18 protein-coding genes are annotated in these 20174 nt (G+C 68.2%); 5 read left to right on the top strand and 13 right to left on the bottom strand.

What is annotated here, in order from left to right:
• Positions 1 to 134 precede the first annotated feature (134 nt).
• The 9 genes from hflC to LWH48_RS07055 all read right to left on the bottom strand — a co-directional run bounded on the left by hflC (position 135) and on the right by LWH48_RS07055 (position 10422).
• A complete protein-coding gene (gene hflC, locus LWH48_RS07095) occupies positions 135 to 1019 on the bottom strand; it encodes a protease modulator HflC (RefSeq protein ID WP_232912034.1) in 885 nt (294 codons plus the stop codon).
• Positions 1020 to 2252, bottom strand: a complete 1233-nt coding sequence (hflK, locus tag LWH48_RS07090) for an FtsH protease activity modulator HflK (protein ID WP_161431468.1) — start codon at positions 2250 to 2252, stop codon at positions 1020 to 1022. It abuts the gene before it with no gap.
• A gap of 84 nt (positions 2253 to 2336) precedes the next feature.
• Positions 2337 to 3659, bottom strand: a complete 1323-nt coding sequence (hflX, locus tag LWH48_RS07085; RefSeq protein ID WP_232912033.1) for a ribosome rescue GTPase HflX — start codon at positions 3657 to 3659, stop codon at positions 2337 to 2339.
• Positions 3660 to 3667: 8 nt separating this feature from the next.
• Positions 3668 to 3916 carry an RNA chaperone Hfq gene (gene hfq / locus LWH48_RS07080; protein ID WP_161431466.1) on the bottom strand — a complete coding sequence of 83 codons (249 nt, stop codon included), beginning with the start codon at positions 3914 to 3916 and terminating at the stop codon, positions 3668 to 3670.
• Between the two features lie 101 nt (positions 3917 to 4017).
• A complete protein-coding gene (gene miaA / locus LWH48_RS07075) occupies positions 4018 to 4956 on the bottom strand; it encodes a tRNA (adenosine(37)-N6)-dimethylallyltransferase MiaA (RefSeq protein WP_232912032.1) in 939 nt (312 codons plus the stop codon).
• A 4-nt stretch (positions 4957 to 4960) separates the two neighbouring features.
• Positions 4961 to 6916: a DNA mismatch repair endonuclease MutL gene (mutL, locus tag LWH48_RS07070; RefSeq protein ID WP_232912031.1), complete on the bottom strand. Its 1956-nt coding sequence runs from the start codon at positions 6914 to 6916 to the stop codon at positions 4961 to 4963.
• Positions 6917 to 6932: 16 nt separating this feature from the next.
• A complete protein-coding gene (locus LWH48_RS07065; protein WP_232912030.1) occupies positions 6933 to 8381 on the bottom strand; it encodes an N-acetylmuramoyl-L-alanine amidase in 1449 nt (482 codons plus the stop codon).
• Entirely contained in the window at positions 8378 to 8887 is a 510-nt protein-coding gene (gene tsaE, locus LWH48_RS07060) for a tRNA (adenosine(37)-N6)-threonylcarbamoyltransferase complex ATPase subunit type 1 TsaE (RefSeq protein ID WP_232912029.1), read from the bottom strand. Before tsaE ends, LWH48_RS07065 begins: the two co-directional genes overlap by 4 nt.
• 17 nt (positions 8888 to 8904) lie before the next feature.
• Complete coding sequence (locus LWH48_RS07055) at positions 8905 to 10422, bottom strand: NAD(P)H-hydrate dehydratase (RefSeq protein ID WP_232912028.1); 1518 nt, start codon at positions 10420 to 10422, stop codon at positions 8905 to 8907.
• A 126-nt stretch (positions 10423 to 10548) separates the two neighbouring features.
• Here LWH48_RS07055 and queG point away from each other — a divergent pair, with 126 nt between their 5' ends.
• A complete protein-coding gene (gene queG, locus LWH48_RS07050) occupies positions 10549 to 11652 on the top strand; it encodes a tRNA epoxyqueuosine(34) reductase QueG (RefSeq protein ID WP_232912027.1) in 1104 nt (367 codons plus the stop codon).
• 144 nt (positions 11653 to 11796) lie between these two features.
• On the opposite strand, the gene orn is transcribed toward queG, so the two are convergent.
• A complete protein-coding gene (orn, locus tag LWH48_RS07045; RefSeq protein ID WP_232912026.1) occupies positions 11797 to 12402 on the bottom strand; it encodes an oligoribonuclease in 606 nt (201 codons plus the stop codon).
• Between the two features lie 96 nt (positions 12403 to 12498).
• On the opposite strand from orn, the gene rsgA reads away from it, so the two are divergent.
• The 3 genes from rsgA to asd all read left to right on the top strand — a co-directional run bounded on the left by rsgA (position 12499) and on the right by asd (position 15301).
• On the top strand, positions 12499 to 13533 hold the full coding sequence (gene rsgA / locus LWH48_RS07040; protein WP_161431458.1) for a small ribosomal subunit biogenesis GTPase RsgA: 1035 nt from the start codon (positions 12499 to 12501) through the stop codon (positions 13531 to 13533).
• Positions 13534 to 13595: 62 nt separating this feature from the next.
• Positions 13596 to 14426 (top strand): sulfurtransferase, encoded by an 831-nt coding sequence (locus LWH48_RS07035; protein WP_232912025.1) that lies wholly within the window; start codon positions 13596 to 13598, stop codon positions 14424 to 14426.
• A 38-nt stretch (positions 14427 to 14464) separates the two neighbouring features.
• Entirely contained in the window at positions 14465 to 15301 is an 837-nt protein-coding gene (gene asd, locus LWH48_RS07030; RefSeq protein WP_232912024.1) for an archaetidylserine decarboxylase, read from the top strand.
• Here the strand turns inward: asd and epmA are convergent.
• A complete protein-coding gene (gene epmA, locus LWH48_RS07025) occupies positions 15298 to 16284 on the bottom strand; it encodes an EF-P lysine aminoacylase EpmA (RefSeq protein ID WP_232912023.1) in 987 nt (328 codons plus the stop codon). The two genes, asd and epmA, sit on opposite strands and share 4 nt — an antisense overlap.
• Positions 16285 to 16492: 208 nt before the next feature.
• On the bottom strand, positions 16493 to 17059 hold the full coding sequence (efp, locus tag LWH48_RS07020; RefSeq protein WP_161431454.1) for an elongation factor P: 567 nt from the start codon (positions 17057 to 17059) through the stop codon (positions 16493 to 16495).
• Positions 17060 to 17176: 117 nt separating this feature from the next.
• Here efp and epmB point away from each other — a divergent pair, with 117 nt between their 5' ends.
• Positions 17177 to 18262 (top strand): EF-P beta-lysylation protein EpmB, encoded by a 1086-nt coding sequence (gene epmB, locus LWH48_RS07015; protein ID WP_232912022.1) that lies wholly within the window; start codon positions 17177 to 17179, stop codon positions 18260 to 18262.
• Between the two features lie 124 nt (positions 18263 to 18386).
• On the opposite strand, the gene leuA is transcribed toward epmB, so the two are convergent.
• Complete coding sequence (gene leuA / locus LWH48_RS07010) at positions 18387 to 20093, bottom strand: 2-isopropylmalate synthase (RefSeq protein WP_232912049.1); 1707 nt, start codon at positions 20091 to 20093, stop codon at positions 18387 to 18389.
• Positions 20094 to 20174: the final 81 nt, after the last annotated feature.

The raw sequence follows: 20174 nt of genomic DNA, 5'->3' as shown, positions 1-20174 counted from the left end.
CTGGCGTGCGACGGGCTGGCGCGGTCTTGTTGATAGACGGCCACAAAAAAACCGGGCCTCGCCCGGTGTCAGGAGTCTACCACGTTTGCACCGGGGATGAACCCCGGCCGGGCCCGCAGGCCCGGCCGGATGGTTTACTCTCCGCCGCCTGGCGCGGGGCTCTTCAGGTACTGGAAGAACTCGCTGGAGGGATCGAGCACCAGCATGTTGTCATCGCCAGCGAAGCTGTCGCGATAGGCGTTCAGGCTGCGCCAGAAGCTGAAGAACTCCTGATCCTTGCCATAGGCTTCGGCGAAGATGGCCGCCGCCTCGGCGTCGCCCTCACCGCGCAGGGTCTCGGCACGCTCGTTGGCCTGTGCCAGCAGCACCTGCCGACGGCGGTCGGCGTTGGCGCGGATGCGCTCGGCCTCCTCCTGACCCTGGGCGCGCCACTCGCGGGCCTCCCGCTCACGCTCGGAGCGCATGCGCTCGTAGACCGCCGAGGAGACATCCTCGGGGAGGTCGATACGCTTGACGCGGATATCGCGGATGGCCACCCCCAGCTCATCGCGCAGCAGCTGGTCGAGCTCCTCGGTGGGACCGGTCATCAGGTCATCGCGACGCTCGGCGATGATCTGCTGCAGGTCGAGGCGACCGAACTCGTTACGCAGGCTCTCATCGACCCGCGGCTGGATCAGCCGGCTGGCCATCAGCTCGTCACCCGCCGTGGCCTCGTAGTACTGGGTCGGATTGACCACCTGCCACTTGACGTAGGAGTCGACGATCACCGCCTTCTGCTCCAGGGTCAGGTAGCGGCTGGGCTCGGTATCCAGGGTCAGCAGCCGGGTATCGAAGGTACGCACCGTCTGGGTGATCGGCACCTTGAAGTGCAGGCCGGGCTGGATGTTCTCCTCGATGATCTCACCGAAGCGCAGCTTGACCGCACGCTCGGTCTCGTCGACCACGTAGAGGCTGTTGCTGGCCAGCCAGGCGACGGCCGCCAGGCCGCCGACAATGAGCAGGGAACGATTATTGATCATTTAGCGGCCCTCCCTGCGGATACCACCGGTGTTACTGCTGTTGCTGGTGTTGCCGGAAGACGACGAGGCGCCCTGGGTGCCGCGCAGGCGCTCCAGCACCCGCGGGTCTAGTTCGCCCTCTTCGCCCTGCTGTGCGCTGCTGCTGCCGCTTCTGCCCAGCTGATCCAGGGGCAGGTACATCAGCGGCGCGTCATTGGCGACATCGACCATCACCTTGGAGGTGTTGCCGAACACTTCGCTGACAGCATCGAGGTAGAGGCGCTCACGCATGATCGCCGGCGCATCCTCGTACTGGGTAAGCAGGGCGCTGAAGCGGCTGGCCTGACCACGCGCCTCGGCGACTACCGATTCGCGATAGCCCTGGCCCTGCTCGACAATGCGCTGCGCCTGGCCCTGGGCCTCGGGGATGATGGCGTTGGCGTAGGCCATGCCCTGGTTGATGGTGCGCTGGCGATCCTCGCGGGCGCGGATGACATCGTCGAAGGCATCGATGACCTGGTCCGGCGCCGAGGTGGACTCGATGTTGATGGTCTGCAGGCGAATGCCGGTGCCGTAGCTGTCCTGGTAGGACTGCAGGCGACTGGCCACCGAGCTACCGAGGATCTCGCGACCGGAGGTCAGGATATCGATCATGTCGGTGCCGCCGACCACGTGGCGCAGGGCACTGTCCAGGGCGTTCTCGATGGAGAGCTGCGGGTTGCGCACGTTGAGCACGAAGTCACGCGGATCGGAGACCTGATACTGGGCCGAGATCTCGACCTCGACGATATTCTCGTCGCGAGTCAGCATCGACTGAGTCTGGGTCAGCGAGCGTACCCGGGTCACGTTGACCATGCGCACGTCATCGATCAGCGGCGGATTCCACTGCAGGCCCGGCGTGACGACTTCCTGGAACTTGCCGAAGCGCAACACGACACCGCGCTCGGACTGGTCGACCAGGTAGAAGCCCGAGGCCGCCCAGATGGCCAGGGCCACCACGATCAGCAGGCCCGGCAGGGTGAAGGCATTGCGCGGCTTGCCACCGCCGCCCTTGCCGCCGGATCCGCCCTTCTTGCCCCCGCGGCCACCCAGCATGCCGTTGAGCTTGTCCTGAAACTTCTTCAGGGCCTCGTCCAGGTCCGGCGGCTGATTGCCACCGCCCTTGCCTCCGCCGCCGTTACCGCCGCCGCGACGACCACCCCCACTCCAGGGGTCGTGCTGGTTGCCACCACCACCAGGCTCATTCCAGGCCATAGGTCTTCTCCACTATGCGTTGCTGCCCCGACCGGAGATGCCGGCCGGGGCCTCGGTTGCGATCCTGTCTTGTTCATGCCCCGTCTAGGGGGTCTCCTCCCACGCCTCACGCTCGCTCAGCGACGCCGGCAGGTAGTCTTCGGCCCGCTCGCCGAGCCGCGCCATCAACTGCAGGAAGTCGCGGCGCGGCAGCCGCACCTGCAGGTGTGTCTGGCCATCCTCGGCGAAGCGCTCCTCGCGCACCGCGCCCAGCTCGTGCAGGCCGGCGCGCAGGCGACCCTGCTCGGGCTCCAGGGTCAGCGCGAAATCGATGACATCATCGGCCAGACACTCCGAGAGCGCCTGCTCCAGCAGCTCGAGCCCCCTGCCCTCGCGGGCCGAGAGCCACACTACCTCGGGGCGCCCCTCGCCGTCGCGCTCGATACGCGGTGCGCTGTCGAGCAGGTCGATCTTGTTCATCACCTTGAGCGTCGGCACCTCCAGGGCGCCGATCTCGTCGAGCACCGTCTCGACCTGCTCCACATTGAGCTCGCGGTCGGGATCGGCGGCGTCGATGACGTGAACCAGCAGGCTGGCCTCGGCGGCCTCCTGCAGGGTCGCCTGGAAGGCCTCCACCAGCTTGTGCGGCAGGTGGCGGATGAAGCCTACGGTATCGGCCATCACCACCGGCCCCACATCCTCGATCTCCAGGCGCCGCAGCGTCGGGTCGAGGGTAGCGAAGAGCTGGTCGGCCGCATAGACCTTCGATTCGGTAAGCGCGTTGAACAGCGTTGACTTGCCGGCGTTGGTATAGCCCACCAGCGAGACACTGGGAATCTCGGCGCGGGCCCGGGAGCGGCGGTTCTGGTCGCGCTGGGTACGCACCTTGTCGAGGCGCTTGTGGATCGCCTTGATACGCCCACGCAGCAACCGCCGGTCGGTCTCCAGCTGGGTCTCGCCGGGACCGCGCAGGCCGATACCGCCCTTCTGGCGCTCCAGGTGGGTCCAGCCCCGCACCAGGCGGGTCGACATGTACTCCAGCTGGGCCAGCTCCACCTGCAGCTTGCCCTCGTGGGTACGCGCCCGCTGGGCGAAGATATCGAGGATCAGGCCGGTGCGATCGATCACGCGACACTTGAGCTCGCGCTCGAGGTTACGCTGCTGGGAGGGGCTCAGGCCATGATTGAAGATCACCAGCTCGGCGCCATGGACGCTGAGCGCCTCGCGCAGCTCCTCGAGCTTGCCGGAGCCCACGAAGGTGCGCGAGTCGGGACGCTTGCGGCTGCCGGTCAGCAGGGTGGCCGGCACGGCGCCGGCCGAACGCACGAGCTCCAGGAGTTCACCCGGATCCTCGCGCTCCTTTTCGTCCTGGAAGTCCATATGGACGAGTACCGCCGTCTCACCGGCGTCGGGGCGTTCAAAAAACAATCACTACCTCACTCATCTTCCTGCGGCGCGGCAGGATCCTGGGCCGGCAGTCGCACGTTGCGCGACGGGACCACGGTGGAAATGGCGTGCTTGTAGACCATCTGGCTGACGGTGTTGCGCAGCAGGATGACGAACTGGTCGAAGGACTCGATCTGGCCCTGCAGCTTGATGCCGTTGACCAGGAAGATCGATACCGGGATACGCTCCTTGCGCAGGATGTTCAGGTACGGATCTTGAAGCGACTGCCCTTTGGACATTTTTTCTCTCCCTGGATGTGTCTCTGGGGTTGGGGTATTGGGGTTTTCGGGGGCCTTTTCAAGCGGCCCGGCCAGCGGCCTAGGAAACACCGTATCTTACGCTAAGTGCCGAAATGGCGCACGAGTTTCAACACCTCCGCCAGGGGGTCGTCGCCCAGGGTATCCACCCAGTGCAGCGCCTCCCAGCTGCGCATCCAGGTCAGCTGCCGCTTGGCCAGCTGCCGGGTCGCCACGATGCCGCGCTGCTCGAGACCGGCGCGGTCGACCTCGCCGTCGAGGTACTCCCATACCTGACGATACCCTACGCTTTTCATCGAGGGCAGCGCCGGCGTCAAATCGCCGCGCGACCGCAGGGCGTCGACCTCCTCGATCAGGCCACCCTCGATCATGGCCGCAAAGCGTGTGGCGATACGCTCGTGCAGCACGCGCCGTTCGCCCGGCGCGAGCCCTATCGACAGCGTACGCCAGGGAAAGGTTTCCGGGCGCTGTTCGGCCCACAGTTCGCTGAGGGTCCGCCCGCTGATGCGAAAGACCTCCAGGGCGCGCAGCAGCCGCTGGGGGTCGCTGGGGTGGATTCGCGCCGCCGAGCCCGGGTCGACGCGGCCAAGCTCCTGATGCAGGGCGGCCATGCCGCGGGCAGCAAGCTCGGCCTCGAGCTCGGCGCGCACCGTCGGGTCGGAACTCGGCAGGTTGGCCACGCCATGCAGCAGCTGCTTGAGGTACATCATGGTGCCGCCCACCAGCAGCGGCACCCGGCCGGCGGCACTGATCTCGCGCATCTCACGCAGGGCGTCCTCGCGAAACTCCGCCGCCGAGTAGGGATCGGCAGGATCGCGGATATCGATCAGCCGGTGCGGCGCGCGGGCCAGCTCCTGCGCCGAAGGCTTGGCGCTGCCGATGTCCATGCCACGGTAGACCATGGCCGAGTCGACGCTGATCAGCTCCACGCCCAGGCGTTCATGGAGCTCGATGGCGAGGTCGGTCTTGCCGGCGGCGGTGGGACCCACCAGCAGGATCGCGGGGGGGCGCTTATCGATCATGGGCCTACTGCCCCCGCATGAAGAGGTGGTCGAGCTGCTTCATGCTCATCTCGGTCCAGGTGGGGCGGCCGTGGTTGCACTGACCGCTGCGTTCGGTGCGCTCCATGTCGCGCAGCAGGGCATTCATCTCCGCCAGGGTCAGGCGGCGGTTGGCACGCACGCTGCCGTGGCAGGCCATGCTGGAGAGCAGCTCGTTGATATGTGCCTCGAGGCGGTCGGAGCGCCCGTAGCGCTCGAGGTCGGCGAGCATCTCGCGTACCAGCGGTTCCACGTCGGCATCGGCCAGCAGCGCCGGCACCTGGCGCACCAGCAGGGTCTCGGGGCCGGCGACATCGAGCTCGACGCCCAGCCGGGCAAAGGCCTCGCGCTCGCTCTCCGCGGTGGCCACCTCCGCGGGGCTGGCCGCCAGCGAGACCGGCACCAGCAGCGGCTGGGCCTCGAGGCGACCGCCATGGACCTGGGTCTTCATGCGTTCGTAGACGATACGCTCGTGGGCGGCATGCATGTCCACCAGGATCAGGCCACGCTCGCTCTGGGAGAGGATATAGACCCCGTGCAGCTGTGCCACGGCATAGCCCAGCGGCGGCGCCCGGGTGTCGTCCTGCTCGGGCAGCGGCGCGTGTGGCGTGGTCTGCTTGGCCTGGCGCTCGGCCACGGCCAGGTCGGCCGCGGCACCACCGGCGCCGGGCGCCGCGGGCTGCGGCGTTAGCAGGGTCTCCTCGTGATCGGGATGCAGGTTGCGATAGCCCTCCATGAAGGCCCGCACCCTGTCGGGCGTCACCTTGCCCTCCTCCTCGCGATTCGGCAGCGACATGGGCTGCTGCTGCCAGCGCCCGGCAGACTCGGCCACCCGCTGCGGCGCGGCACCCGCCTCGCTGCTCCCGCTGGATCCCTGGTCGCCGCCTTCGTCGGACTCTTCGCCAGGCCCAACCCCCGGTTGGCCGGCACGAGCCTCACCGAGCGCCCGGTGCAGGCTGGAGAAGAGGAAGTCGTGGACCAGGCGCCCGTCGCGGAAGCGCACCTCATGCTTGGTGGGGTGGACATTGACATCCACCACCGACGGGTCGACCTCCAGGTAGAGGACGAACACCGGGTGGCGGCCGTGGAAGAGCACGTCACGGTAGGCCTGGCGCACGGCGTGGGCCACCAGGCGGTCGCGCACCACGCGGCCGTTGACGAAGAAGTACTGCTGGTCGGCCTGGGCCCGGGAGTGGGTGGGCAGGCCGACCCAGCCCCACAGGCGCAGGCCCGAGGCCTCGAGGTCCAGATGCAGGGCGTGTTCGAGGAACGCCTTGCCGAGCAGCGCGGCGATGCGCCGCTCGCGGCTGGCCATGTCTTCCCCCGGGCGCAGCTGATGGACGGTCTTGTGGTTATGGCGCAGGGTCCAGCCGATGTCGTAGCGCGACAGCGCCTGACGGCGGAAGGCCTCCTCGACGTGGCCGAACTCGGTCTTCTCGGTGCGCAGGAACTTGCGCCGCGCCGGCGTATTGAAGAACAGGTCACGCACCGTCACCGAGGTGCCACGGGGGTGCGGCGCCGGGGAGACGCGGGGCTCCATGTTGCGGCCCTCCGCCACCACCCGCCATCCGGCGGTGGGGTCCTCCGCGGGGTTGGAGACCAGCTCCAGGCGCGACACCGAACTGATCGAGGCCAGCGCCTCGCCGCGAAAGCCCAGGCTCGCCACCCCCTCGAGCTCCTCCAGGGACACGATCTTGCTGGTGGCGTGGCGCGAAAGCGCCAGCGGCAGGTCATCCTCACCGATGCCGCTGCCGTCGTCGCGCACCCGGATCAACCGGGCACCGCCGGCCTCCAGCTCCACCTCGATGCGCGAGCTGCCGGCATCGATGGCGTTCTCCACCAGCTCCTTGACCACCGAGGCGGGCCGCTCGACCACCTCGCCGGCGGCGATCTGGTTGGCCAGGCGCGGATCGAGAATCCGGATACGACGCTGTTCGGTCATAGGGCTCCAGGGGACGTCATGAACGGGGGATGCGCAGTACCTGGCCGACCCGGATCACGTCGCCATTGAGCTCGTTGGCCTGCTTGAGGCGGCCCACCGGTACGTTGTGGCGCGAGGCGATCTCGGAGAGGGTGTCCCCCGGCTGGATGCGGTACTCGTTGCCGGCGGTACTCCGCCCGTTGTCGCGCTGCCACGCCAGCAGGCTGGCCGGTGGCGGGTTGGTGCGGAAATGCTCCTCCAGGCCGGCGAAGATGGCCCGGGCCATCTTCTCCTGGTGGCCCGAATCGCGCAGGCGCCGCTCCTCCTCGGGATTGGAGATGAAACCGGTCTCGACCAGCAGCGAGGGAATATCCGGTGACTTGAGCACCACGAAGCCGGCCTGCTCCACCCGCGACTTGTGCAGGCGATTGACGCGCCCCATGCGGTCCAGCACCTGCCCACCGATGGAGAGGGAGTCGTTGAGCGTCGCGGTCATGGTCAGGTCGAGCAGCACGCCGCGCAGCACCTCGTCCTTGTCCTTGAGCGACAGGTTGCCGTCCACACCGCCGATCAGGTCGGCCTGGTTCTCGCTCTCGGCCAGCCACTGGGCGGTCTCGGAGGTAGCCCCGCGCTGGGAGAGCGCGTAGACCGAGCTGCCGTTGGGGCGAGGGCTGTTGAAGGCATCGGCGTGAATGGAGACGAAGAAGTCCGCCTTCTGCTCGCGGGCGATGCGCGTACGCTGGCGCAGCCCCACATAGTAATCGCTGTCACGGATCATCACCGCGCGAAAGCCCTCGGTGGCGTTGACCCGTTGCTGGAGGCGCTTGGCGATCTGCAGCACCACGTCCTTCTCGCGGGTCCCCGCGGGGCCGATGGCACCCGGGTCCTCGCCACCGTGACCGGCATCGATGGCGATGATGATATCGCGCCGGGGATGGGGCTGGGCACGCTGCACCGGCGCCTCGGGCCCTGGCACCGCGGCCGCCCCGCCGAGATCGGCCTGGGCCTGGGCACGCTTGGCGGCGATCTCCTGCTCGCGGATCATCGCCTCGATGGGGTCGATGGGATCCTCCACCGCGCTCTCACCGGGGTACTCGAGGTCCACCACCAGACGGTGGCCGTACTGGTCGTTGGGCGCCAGGGAGAAGTGCCGCGGGTCCACCTCGCGCTCGAGGTCGAGCACCACGCGCAGACCGCTGCCATCCCGCACGCCGGAACGGATGCGACTGATGGCGCTGCCGGTCAGGTCGAGGCCGTCGAGATCGGCCCCCATGCGGCTATCGTCCAGATCGATCACCAGGCGGCGCGGATTGTCGAGGGAGAACACCTCGGCCCGGGTGGGCGAGGCCAGGTCGAAGACCAGCCGCGCATGGTCAGGGGCCGCCCACAGGCGCAGGTTCTCCACCTCGCCGGCCTGCACTCCGGCCAGCGGAGCCAGAAGCAATGCACCCAGTGCCAGCAGACGATGCAGGGCAGCCAACCTCATGGGGTACTCCCCTCGCGACGACCATCGGCGAGGCGCCATTCGGCGACGGCGGGCATGGCGCCCAGGCGGGCCAGGGCGGCTCGTCCATGCGCACTGTGCGCCTCCAGCCGGGCCTCTCGGCCACTGCCGACCACGCCAAGCTCGATGCGCAGGTCGGGGGCGGGCAACCAGCCGGCGCCACGGGCGGGCCACTCGATCAGGCTCAGGGCGTCGTCGCCGAGCAGGTCGCGACCACCGATGAACTCCAGCTCCTCGGGATCCCCCAGCCGATAGAGGTCGAAGTGGTAGACCCGCACCCCATCGAGCTCGTAGGGCTCCACCAGGGTGTAGGTGGGGCTCTTCACCGCGCCGCGATGGCCATAGGCACGCAGCACGCCGCGCGCCAGGGTGGTCTTTCCGGCCCCCAGCTCACCGACGAGATAGACTCGCCCACGCCCCTCCAGGGCACGACCCAGGCATTCGCCCAGGCCCACCTGGCTCTCTTCGTCATCGAGTCGCAGCCGCATCGCCCTCGCCCTTGCCATCACACGTCGCCATCACACACGGTCGGGTTGACCAGAATTCGCGCATAGGATGCCAGATCACCGGCCAGCAGACCACGCTCACCGGCCTCTGCCACGGCGAGATCCGCGGCCCGGGCGTGCACCAGCACGCCCAGCCGGGCGGCGCTTTCCAGGGGCACTCCCTGGGCCAGCAAGGCGCCGAGCATCCCGGAGAGCGCATCGCCCATCCCGCCGCTGGCCATGCCCGGGTTGCCGAAGGGGCAGACGGCCATCCCTGCGGGGCCTTCGATCAGGCTGCCCGCCCCCTTGAGGATGATCACGCCACCCCAGCGCTCGCGCAGCGCCCGCGCCGCCGCGGGGCGATCCGCCTCGACCTCGGCCGCTGTACAGCCCAGCAGGCGGGCCGCCTCGCCGGGGTGCGGTGTCAGGATCCAGTCTTCACGGCGCATCCCGGCGAAGTGTGCGGCCAGCAGGTTGAGGCCATCGGCATCCACCACCAGCGGCTTGCCGGCAGCCAGCGCCGCCTGCAGCACGCCCTGCCCCCAGCTGCCCTGCCCCAGGCCAGGCCCTGCCACCAGCACGTCGGCAAGGGTGGGTAGCGCGCCGAGATCGGCGGCACCGCGGACACCGTGGGCCATCACCTCGGGGCGCCGCACCAGGCTGGCGGTGACGTGCTCGGGTGCGGTAGCCAGGCTCACCTTGCCCGCTCCCAGGCGCCCACAGGCCTCGGCGGCCAGCAGCGCCGCCCCCCCGAAGCCGGGCGCTCCGCCCAGGATCAGCGCATGGCCACAGTCCCCCTTGTGGGTGGTGCGGGCACGCGGCGGCAGCGAGGCCTCTATCAGGGAGGCATCGAGCAGGCGGGCGACGGGCAGCAGGTCGGCCTCGGCCAGGGCGTCCACACCGAGCGCCCGAAAGGCGAGCTCGCCGACATGATCCGCTGCCGCCCCGGTATGCAGCCCCAGCTTGTCGCCGATAAAGGTCACGGTGGCGGCGGCGCGCACCGCCTCGCCGAGCACCGCGCCGCTGTCGGCATGCAATCCAGAGGGAATATCGATGGCCAGCACCGGCTTGGCGCTCGCGTTGACCGCCGCGATCGCCTCACGGAAGTCGCCGCGAACCTCGCCATCGAGACCGGTGCCCAGCAGGGCATCCACCAGCAGCTGGCCGGAAAACGCCATGCCAGGACTCCAGGGGTCGGCACCGACGCCGGCTGCGGTTGCCATATCCGCGGCGCGGCGGGCATCGCCACTCAGCTCGTCGAGTTCCTTGAGCAGGATGCGCTGCACCGCAAGCCCCTCCGCGGCGGCCAGGGCGGCCAGCACATGGCCATCGCCGCCGTTGTTGCCGGCGCCGCACAGCACCGTCAGCGAGCGCACCTCGGGCCAGCGCTCCCTGAGGCACTGCCAGGCGGCAGCGCTGGCACGCTGCATCAGGGCGAAGCCCTCGATGCCACCGGCGATGGTCCGCCGGTCGAGCTCACGCACCTGCTCGGCACGGTAGAGCGGGTGCAGCGATACGGCAGGATGGCTGTCGGCCATGCGGTGTCTCCCGGGTGGCAATGCTTTATCATGGCGATGGTTCGATGAACGCGCTTATCGAACAGTGTAAAGCCTTAGTGGCTTGCGCCAAGTGACGCAGGCCCCCTGCACGGTGTTTCCGCGATCATGTCTTCCTCGTCTGTCCACGCCGACGCCCCCGATCTGCATGCCCTGGCCGAGCGCATCAAGGCCTGGGGAGGCGAGCTCGGCTTCCAGCAGCTCGGCATCACCGATGTCGACCTCCACGAGGATGAGGCGCGCCTCGCGCGCTGGCTGGATGCCGGCCGGCATGGCGAGATGGGCTTCATGGCCAAGCATGGCACCAAGCGCACCCGCCCCGCCGAGCTGGTGCCGGGCACCATACGGGTGATCAGCGTGCGCCTGGACTACCTGCCCGCCGAGGTGGAGACCCTGGCCACGCTGGAGCGGCCCGAGACGGCCTATGTATCGCGCTATGCCACCGGCCGCGACTATCACAAGCTGATGCGCAAGCGTCTGGCGACGCTGGCCAAGTGGATCGAGGCCGAGGCAGGGCCCTTCGGCTACCGCGCCTTCGTCGACTCAGCACCGGTGATGGAGCGCGCCCTCGCCCGCAAGGCGGGGCTCGGCTGGGTCGGCAAGAACGCCATGCTGCTCAACCCCCGGGCCGGCTCGCTGTTCTTCCTGGGCGAGCTGTATACCGACCTGCCGCTGCCGGTGGACCCGCCCTTCGAGCGCGAGCACTGCGGCAGCTGCAGCGCCTGCCGCACGGCCTGCCCCACCGGCGCCATCGTCGAGGACCGCGTGGTGGACGCCCGGGCCTGCATCTCCTACCTGACCATCGAGCTGTTCGGCGTGATTCCCGAGCGCTACCGCGAGGCCATGGGCAACCGCGTGTTCGGCTGCGACGACTGCCAGCTGGTCTGCCCCTTCACCCGCTTCGCCACCCCCACCGCCGAGAAGGACTTCACGCCGCGCCACGACCTCGACCGCGCCAGTCTGCTGTCGCTGTTCGCCTGGGGCGAGGAGGAGTTCCTGGACAAGACCGCCGGCAGCCCGATCCGCCGCATCGGCTATGAGCGCTGGCTGCGCAACCTGGCGGTGGGACTCGGCAACGCCCCCTGGAGCGAGGCGGTGGAGGCCGCTCTGCGCGCGCGGCTGGCCTACCCCTCCGACCTGGTTCGCGAGCACGTGCGCTGGGCGCTGGACAGGCAGCAGGAAAGGCGCCAGAACGTCATCACTAGCGCTTGAGGACACCGCGGTAGTGAGCGGCGCAGGGGGCTGGTCCGGAGGGGGGCCGAGGACCAGGGACGGCCGAGGTAGCGCCCATGGATGGGTTCACAGCGCCCCCGATCGGACCCGCCGCCGGAAAAGCCGCGCCTGTTCCAACGAGGCCTATTCCTCCTCGTCGCTCCACTGGCCCGGCAGGCGCAGGAAGGTCTCGCGGTAGTGGGCCAGCTCGGCGATGGACTCCTTGATGTCGTCCATGGCCAGGTGCACGTTGCGCTTCCTGAAACCCGCCATGGCGCCGGGATTCCAGCGCTTGGCCAGCTCCTTGAGGGTGGAGACATCCAGGTTGCGGTAGTGGAAGAAGGCCAGCAGCTCGGGCATCTCGCGTTCCAGGAAGCGGCGATCCTGATGGACGCTGTTGCCGCACATCGGCGAGGTGCCGGAGTCGACATGCTCGCGCAGAAACTCCAGGGTACGCCGCTCGGCCTCGGCGGTGTCGATATCGCTGGCCTGCACCCGCGCGGTCAGCCCCGACTCGCCGTGGGTCTTCGTGCACCACTCGTCCATCGCCCCGAGCAGGGCGTCGGGCTGCCTGACCGCAATCACCGGTCCCTCGGCGATCACGTTGAGCTCGGCGTCGGTGACCAGGGTGGCCACCTCGATGATGCGCTCCTTCTCCGGGTCCAGCCCGGTCATCTCCAGATCGATCCACACCAGGCGCTGCTTGCGGGGATCCTGCTTGCTGTCTTTCGCTGACGCTTGCGAACTCATGGGGAAGCCTTCTCCTGCGGGGCCGGCTCGCAACCTCGCGACAGCCGGCGTCATGGATGAGTACAATGCCTTCATTGTACCGAGCATCAGGGCCTCATGAGCAAACGCAAGCTGAGCCGCCAGCAGCGCTGGCGTATCGAGAAGATCCAGGCCGAACGCGCCGAGCGTGCGACCCGGCGTGACGTCCCGGAGGACGAGCTGCTCGCCGCGGGGGACTACGGTCCCGAGCAGCCGGGTCGTGTGATCGCCCACTTCGGGCGCACCCTGGACGTGCGACCGGACGCCGATGGCGAGGTGATACGCTGCCACCTGCGCGCCAACCTCGAGGGCCTGGTCACCGGTGACCGGGTGGTGTGGCGCGGCAGGACGGATGCCGAGGGACGCACCGTGGAGGGCGTGGTGGTGGCCCGCGGCGAGCGTGCAAGCGTGCTCGAACGCCCCGATGCCCGCGGCCAGCTCAAGCCGGTGGCGGCCAATATCGACCAGATCCTGATCGTCTTCGCGGTGGAGCCCGAGCCCCATCCCAACCTGATCGACCGCTACCTGGTGGCTGCCGAGGCCACCGGGATCCTTCCGGTGCTGGTGCTCAACAAGGTCGACCTGCTGCCCGATGACGGTGGCGAGCTGATGGCGCTGCTGCGCCGCTACGAGGGACTGGGCTACCCGGTGGTGACCACCACCACCGAGCGTGAAGGGGGCCTCGACACCCTGCATGCCCGACTCGCCGGCCGCACCTCGGTGTTCGTGGGCCAGAGCGGCGTGGGCAAGTCGTCGCTGATCGACCGCCTGCTGCCCGACGAGGAACTTCGCATCGGCGAACTGTCGAAGGATTCACGCAAGGGGACCCATACCACCACCACCGCACGGCTCTATCGCCTGCCGGAAGCGGAGGGTGCCGAACTGATCGACTCCCCGGGAATTCGCGAATTCGGCCTGATCCACCTCGACGAGCAGCAGGTCACCGAGGGTTTCATCGAGTTCCACCCCTTCCTGGGCCACTGCCGCTTCCGCGACTGTCGCCACCGCCAGGAACCCGGCTGCGCCCTGCTGGAAGCGGTGGAACGTGGCGAGATTCATCCCGAGCGCTTCGCCAGTTACCGCCGCATTCTCGACTCGCTGGAGGCGAGCTGAGGGCGCGCAGAGACCAAGGACCTGACACCAGGCCAGCCCCTGATACCGGAAAGGAGAGCCCCATGAGTTCCGAAGCCAACTTGCTGCCACTGATTGTCGAGCCGGAAGAGCTCGCCGAGCATCTCGACGATGCCTCGCTGCTGATCGTCGACGTGCCGATGCGCGCCGAGAGCTACGCCGAGGGCCACGTGCCCGGCGCGGTGTTCCTCGACAAGGCACGGCTGATGCGCGGCCAAGGCGAGGTGCCCTGCCTCGAGCCCACCGTCGAGCAGCTCTCGGCGCTGTTCAGCGAGCTGGGCCTGACCCGGGACACCCACGTGGTCGCCTACGACGACGAGGGCGGTGGCTGGGCGGGTCGCCTGCTGTGGACCCTGGAACTGATCGGCCACACCCGCTACTCCTACCTCAACGGTGGCATCCACGCCTGGCGCGAGGCGGGCAAGCCGCTCGAAAGCGAGGCGAGTCGGCCCACTCCCAGCGAGTATGAAGCAGAAATCCTCCGGCCCGAGGAGCTGATCGAGCGCAGCGAACTGGTCGAGCGCCTGGACGAGAAGGGCTTCGCGGTATGGGACGCCCGCTCCCCCGAGGAGTATCGCGGCGAGAAGGGCGAGAATAAGCGCCTGGGCCATATTCCCGGCGCGGTAAACCTGGAGTGGACCCAGGCCATGGACCGCGAGCGCGGCCTGCGCATCCGCGACTATGCCGAGCTGATCACCGAACTCGAGGCGCTGGGCCTGACCCCGGACATGGAGGTGGTCACCCACTGCCAGAGCCACCACCGCAGTGGCTTCACCTGGCTGGTAGGCAAGGCGCTGGGGTTCGAGAAGATCCGCGGCTATGCCGGCTCCTGGAAGGAGTGGGGCAATCGCGACGACACCCCGATCGAGAAGTAAGCCGTCATTACCCCGTTTCCCCTTAGAGACTTCGCGCATTGTCCCTAGCCAAGCTGTTTGCCCTGATCCAGTACCCCCTGCCCCACCACCTGCTCTCCCGGCTGGTGGGTCGACTCGCCGAGTGTCGCCAGCCGGCGATCAAGAATGCCCTGGTGCGCACCTTCATCCGGCGCTTCGGGGTGGATATGGCCGAGGCCGTCGAGCCGGATCCGACGGCCTACGCCACCTTCAACGACTTCTTCACCCGCGCGCTGAAGGACGGCGTGCGCCCCATTAGTGAGGGGGTGGTCAGCCCCGCCGATGGGCGGCTCTCGCAGTTCGGCGCCATCGAGGCGGGCCAGTTGATGCAGGCCAAGGGGCACCGCTTCTCCGCAGAGGCGCTGCTGGGTGGCGACGTGGAGGCCGCAACCCGCTACCTGGGCGGCAGCTTCGCCACGGTCTACCTCTCGCCCAGCGACTACCACCGGGTACACATGCCCGTGTCCGGCACCCTGACCGAGATGGTCTATGTGCCCGGGCGGCTCTTCTCGGTGAACGCCGCCACCACCGAATATGTCCCCGGCCTCTTCGCCCGCAACGAGCGTCTGGTGTGCCACTTCGATACCGAGCAGGGGCCGATGGCCATGGTGCTGGTGGGGGCGATGATCGTCGCCGCCATCGAGACGGTATGGGCGGGCCAGATCACCCCGCTGCCCAAGGGTGACGTGCAGCGCATTCGCTTCGACACCCCGATCAGGCTCGAGAAGGGCGCGGAGATGGGCCGCTTCAAGCTCGGCTCCACGGTGGTGATGGCGTTCAGTGAGCCGGTGGACTTCGCCGACGGCCTCGAGCCCGGCGCCAAGGTGCAGATGGGGCAGTCGTTGGGGGCGATTTAGCAGCGCGGCGTGGCGAAGGCCATGACCTCCGCAACGCCCTCGTGGCCCAGCGCCAGCTGGATCAACCGGTCGATGCCCAGCGCCACGCCGCTGCCCGCCGGCATGCCGTGCTCGAGTGCCGCCAGCAGGCGCGTGTCCACGTCTACCTCCGGCAGCCCCGCCGCCCGTCGGGTGGCGTTGTCCTCGGCAAAGCGCGCGGCCTGCTCTGCAGCATCGGTGAGTTCGTCGTAGCCGTTGGCGAGCTCCAGTCCCTCGAGATAGAGCTCGAACCGCGAGGCCACCCTCTCCCCGTCCTCGGGGTCTCGGTGGCGCCTGGCCAGGGCCGCCTGGCTCGCCGGGTAGTCCACCACCACCTCGATCCCGCCCCGCCCCAGCTGCGGCTCGATGACCAGGCTCATCAGCAGGTCGAGGCAGTCGTCACGAGGGGCATTGTCCATGGCAAGTCCGCCCCGCTCCGCCGCCAGCCGGCGCAGCATCTCGATAGGCACGGTGAAGGGGTCGATGCCCAGGGCCTCCCGGAACAGCTCACGATAGCGGCGCCGCCGGAGTGGCACGGGGTCATCCCCCGATTCTCGGCCCAGCACCCGGCGCACCAGATCGGCGGTCTCCTCGATGAGGGCAGCGAGAGGGAGGCCCGGGCGATACCACTCCAGCATGGTGAACTCGATGTTGTGGCGCCGCCCCACCTCGCCGTCGCGAAAGCAGCGGGCCAGCTGGAAGATGGGTCCCGAGCCCGCCGCCAGCAGCCGCTTCATGGCGAACTCTGGCGAGGTCTGCAGCCACAGCCGCTCGCGCCCGGCAGGCGTGGTGGCCTCGGCGGATAGCGACGCGAGATGCACATCGGTGCTGCCGCCATGGCCAAGCACCGGGGTCTCCACCTCCAGCACGCCGCGCTCGGCGAAGAAGGTGCGCACCTCGGCAATCAACCGCGCCCGCTCGCGCAGGGTCACGATGGTCGCCGTGGGGCGCCAGTCGTCGATCATCTTCAGGGTCTCCAGAATCGCCAAGGCCACGCATAAGCGTGGCCTTCATAGTGCAAAGCCGCGGCTTATCCGGCGACAGGCCCCGAAGTGTCGGACCATCGCGGAGGCGCTGTAAACCCATCCCTGGGCGCTACCGATGCCATCCGTGGCATAGGACCTCCGCTTCGACCTGTCCCCGGCGCCGCTTTCAGCTCGCAGCTAAATGCAATCAGGCGCGGGAGACGTACTCACCGCTCCGCGTATCCACCTTGAGGACCTCGCCCTCGTTGATGAACAGTGGCACACGCACCACGGCACCGGAGGAGAGGGTCGCCGGCTTGGAGCCGCCCTGGGCGGTGTCGCCCTTCAGGCCGGGGTCGGTCTCGGTCACCTCGAGTTCGATGAAGTTGGGCGGGCTCACACTGATGGCGTTGTCGTTCCACAGAGTGATGGTGTAGACAACCTGCTCCTTGAGCCACTTCTCGGTGTCGCCCAGGGCCTTCTTCTCCACCGGATACTGCTCGAAGGAGCCGTCGGTCTTCATGAAGTACCACATCTCGCCATCGTTATAGAGATACTCCATATCCAGATCCAGGACATCGGCGCCTTCCAGGCTCTCGCCGGACTTGAAGGTGCGCTCCCAGACGCGGCCGGTCATCAGGTTGCGCAGCTTGACGCGGTTGAACGCCTGGCCCTTGCCCGGCTTGACGAACTCGTTCTCGACGATCGCACAGGGGTCGCCGTCGAGCATCACCTTCAGACCGGCCTTGAATTCGTTGGTAGAATAGTTCGCCATCTTCACTCACCCATGGATTTGAGCGCGTCACCGGAGCCCCGGCGGCGCACTGGGAAACGATTTTCGACGAGGGCATGCCTTACGAGGCGCAATCTCGTCAGCATTGACTGGTGCCGCATGATAACCCGAAGCCCCGCCCAATTGCAGCGTCACGACGAAGGCGAAGAAAGCAACCAGAAAGGTTCGCAGCGAGAGGCGCCGGGGACGGGTCGAAGAGGGGGTCCTACGCCGCCCGCCTGGCAGGCCCAGCTGGCCGGCGCCGTCCGCGACCCGCGCGAGCTGTGTCGCCGCCTGGGGCTGGACGAGCGCTGGCTGCCCGGGGCAGAGGCTGGCCATGAGCTCTTCGAGGTGCGCGTGCCGGAGGCCTTCCTTTCGCGCATGCGACCTGGCGATCCCCACGACCCCCTCCTGCGTCAGGTACTCCCGTTAGACGAGGAGGTCCGGCCCACGCCAGGCTATGTTGCCGACCCGCTGGAAGAGGCCGCGCATACCCCGGCCAAGGGGCTGATCCACAAGTACTCGGGGCGCGTGCTGCTGATCGCGAGCCCTGCCTGTGCGGTGAACTGCCGCTACTGCTTCCGTCGCCACTTCCCCTACGCCGAGAACTCCCCCTCCATGGCCCAGTGGGAGGCGACCCTCGACACCCTACGTGACGACACCACCATCCATGAGGCGATCCTCTCCGGCGGCGACCCGTTGGCCGCCAGCGATCGGCGTCTCGCCTGGTTGGTGGCGCGCCTGGAGGAGATACCCCACCTGACGCGCCTGCGGATTCATACCCGCCTGCCGGTGGTGATCCCCCAGCGCATCGACGACACCCTGCTCGCCTGGCTTGGAGGCACCCGCCTGCAGAAGGTGATCGTGCTGCATATCAACCACGCCAACGAGATCGATGACGCCGTCATCGCCGCCTGTGCCCGCCTGCGCGAAGCCGGGGTGACCCTGCTCAACCAGAGCGTGCTGCTGCGCGGGGTCAACGACTCGGTGGCGGCGCTGGCCACGCTCTCCGAACGGCTCTTCGAAGCCGGCGTGCTGCCCTACTATCTGCATGTGCTCGACCCGGTAGCCGGCGCGGCCCACTTCGACGTCCCGGACGACGAGGCCCGCGAACTGGTCGCGGGCCTCAGGGAGCTGCTGCCGGGATTCCTGATGCCGCGGCTGGTCAGGGAGATCCCCGGCGAAGGGAGCAAGACGCCCTTGTAGGAGCCCAATTCATTGGGCGATGGAGGCCGTAGGCCTCCCTGGCAGCAGCCATCGGCTCTGGGCGACACCGCCGGGCGCCTGCGGCGCCAATCGCCCGACAAGTCGGGCTCCTACAGGAGGCCGTTCACGCCAGTGAGGCGGCAGTCACATTGGCCGCCGGCGCCTGGGTGGACAGCTTGCGGTTGATGGCGCTCATCACCGCCTTCATGGAGGCGCTGGTGATGCTCTCGTCGGTGCCCACGCCGAACACCGCCTCACCGTCGATGCGCACCTCCACGTAGGCGATCGCCTCGGCATCCGAGCCCTGGCCACGGGAGTGCTCGTGGTAATCGATGATCTCCACGTCATGGCCGGCGGCGGCCAGCGCCTTGATGAAGGCAGCCAGCGGGCCGTTGCCCTGCCCCTGGAGGGTACGCCGCTCGCCGCGCTCCTCGATGGTGGCCTCAAGGGTGACCGTCGGGCTGTCGGGCTCCGAGGAGAGGCGATGGCTGACCAGTCCGAAGGGCGAGGTCTGCTCGAGGTACTCGTCGGCGAAGGCCTGGTAGATCATCTGTGAGGTGATCTCCTTGCCCGTGCGGTCGGCCACCTCCTGCACCACCTGGCTGAACTCGATGGAGAGGCGGCGCGGCAGCTCGATGCCGTGCTCCTGCTCCAGCAGGTAGGAGACGCCACCCTTGCCCGACTGGCTGTTGACGCGAATCACCGCCTCGTAGCTGCGGCCCACGTCCAGCGGGTCGATGGGCAGGTAGGGCACGTCCCAGACGGCCTCGGGGTGGGCGCGGCGCTCGGCCATGCCCTTCTTGATGGCATCCTGATGCGAGCCGGAGAAGGCGGTGAACACCAGGTCGCCCACATAGGGGTGGCGCGGATGTACCGGCAGCTGATTGCAGTACTCTACCTCGCGCATGACCGGGGTGATATTCGAGAAGTCGAGCCCCGGGTGCACCCCCTGGGTGTACATGTTCATCGCCAGGGTGACGATATCCACGTTGCCGGTCCGTTCGCCGTTGCCGAACAGGGTGCCCTCGACGCGATCGGCGCCGGCCATCAGCGTCATCTCGGCGGCAGCAACGCCGGTGCCGCGGTCATTGTGGGGATGCACGCTGACGATCAGCGCCTCACGATCCTTGATGTTGCGGCAGAACCATTCGATCTGGTCGGCGTAGTTGTTGGGAGTGGCGACCTCCACCGTGGCCGGCAGGTTGACGATCATCTTCTTCTCGGCGCTGGCGCCGAAGGTGTCCATGACCGCCTCGACGATCTCCCGGGCGAACTCCATCTCGGTGGTGGTGAACAGCTCCGGCGAGTACTGGAAGGTCCAGTTCGTCTCGGGGGACTCCTCCATGCGCTGACGGATACGCGCGGTGGCATCCACGGCGATCTGGATGCACTCGGGCTTGTCGACACCGAATACCACGCGGCGGAACATCGGATCGGTGGCGTTGTAGACATGGACGATGGCGTTCTTCGCCCCCTTGAGGGCCTCGAAGGTGCGATCGATCAGGTGGTCGCGGGCCTGGGTCAGCACCTGGATGGTGACATCCTCGGGAATGCGCTCATTCTCGATCAGCGAGCGCACGAAGTCATAGTCGGTCTGGGAGGCGGAGGGGAAGCCGACCTCGATCTCCTTGAAGCCGACCTTCACCAGCAGGTCGAAGAGGCGCTGCTTGCGCTCCTGATCCATGGGGTCGATCAGCGACTGGTTGCCGTCGCGCAGGTCGACGCTGGTCCAGATGGGCGGCTGCTCGATGCGGCGATTGGGCCACTGGCGGTCGGGCAGGTCCACGGCGACGAAGGGGCGATACTTGGCGGCGGGATTGTCGAGCATCATGGCGGCGTTCTCCTCTGGATACGGGGCGTCAGGCGTGCTGGCGTTCGGAAACGGCAGCGCCCCGACGGCGGGGAGCCGGTC

The organism is Halomonas sp. G15 (assembly GCF_021282295.1).
Lineage (GTDB): Bacteria > Pseudomonadota > Gammaproteobacteria > Pseudomonadales > Halomonadaceae > Halomonas > Halomonas alimentaria.
The sequence above is the reverse complement of the archived record's forward strand: the minus strand, read 5'-3'. Positions and strand labels throughout refer to the sequence as shown.